The organism is Bacillus sp. LR--39 (assembly GCF_053613335.1).
Window position 1 is genome coordinate 1 of record NZ_JBSIOT010000211.1, and the last position, 1279, is coordinate 1279.

1 protein-coding gene is annotated in these 1279 nt (G+C 50.8%); it reads left to right on the forward strand.

Going from position 1 to position 1279, the window contains the following annotated elements; translation table 11 throughout:
* Window positions 1–1279, forward strand: a 1279-nt coding sequence (locus ACWHAR_RS21880) for a condensation domain-containing protein (RefSeq protein WP_452087810.1), incomplete at both ends; no start/stop codon positions are given.

Genomic DNA, 1279 nt, shown 5'->3' on the forward strand with positions numbered 1-1279 from the left:
CGGTTGACCAATGTGTACGGGCCGACTGAAACGTGCGTTGACGCGTCTGTTCATCCGGTTATCCCTGAGAATGCAGTTCAATCAGCGTATGTGCCGATCGGGAAAGCGCTGGGGAATAACCGCTTATATATTTTGGATCAAAAAGGCCGGCTGCAGCCTGAAGGCGTGGCGGGCGAGCTTTATATCGCGGGAGACGGTGTGGGCCGAGGCTATTTACATCTGCCTGAATTAACGGAAGAGAAGTTTTTACAAGATCCATTCGTGCCGGGCGATCGCATGTACCGGACCGGAGATGTGGTACGCTGGCTTCCAGATGGAACAATCGAATATTTAGGCAGAGAGGATGACCAGGTCAAAGTCCGCGGATACCGGATTGAGCTTGGGGAAATTGAAGCCGTGATTCAGCAGGCGCCAGACGTTGCAAAAGCCGTTGTTTTGGCACGCCCTGACGAACAGGGAAATCTTGAGGTTTGCGCATATGTTGTGCAGAAGCCTGAAAGCGAATTTGCGCCAGCCGGCTTGAGGGCGCATGCGGCCAGACAGCTTCCTGACTATATGGTGCCGGCTTACTTTACAGAAGTGACAGAAATTCCGCTTACGCCAAGCGGCAAAGTCGACCGCCGCAAGCTGTTTGCACTAGAGGTGAAGGCTGTCAGCGGCACTGCCTATACACCGCCGCGAAATGAGACTGAAAAAGCAATCGCAGCCATTTGGCAGGACGTACTGAACGTTGAGAAGGCGGGGATCTTTGACAATTTCTTTGAAACTGGCGGGCATTCATTGAAAGCCATGACCCTTTTAACAAAGATTCATAAGGAAACAGGCGTCGAGATTCCGCTTCAATATTTGTTTGAGCATCCGACGATTGCGGCTCTTGCAGAGGAGGCTGATCACAGAGAAAGCCGGGAGTTTTCGGTGATTGAACCTGCTGAAAAACAGGAGCATTACCCGCTTTCCCTGGCACAGCAGCGAACATATATCGTCAGCCAGTTCGAGGATGCGGGAGTCGGCTACAACATGCCGGCAGCAGCAATATTAGAAGGGCCTTTAGATATTCAAAAGCTGGAGCGCGCATTTCAGGGATTAATCCGACGCCACGAGTCATTGAGAACATCATTTGTTCTTGAAAACAGCACGCCGAGACAGAAAATTCACAATAGCGTTGATTTCAACATCGAAATGATTGAAAGAGGCGGCCGCTCAGATGAGGCAATTATGGCTTCATTCGTTCGGAAATTTGATTTGGCGAAAGCTCCGCTGTTCAGAATCGGTTTGCTGG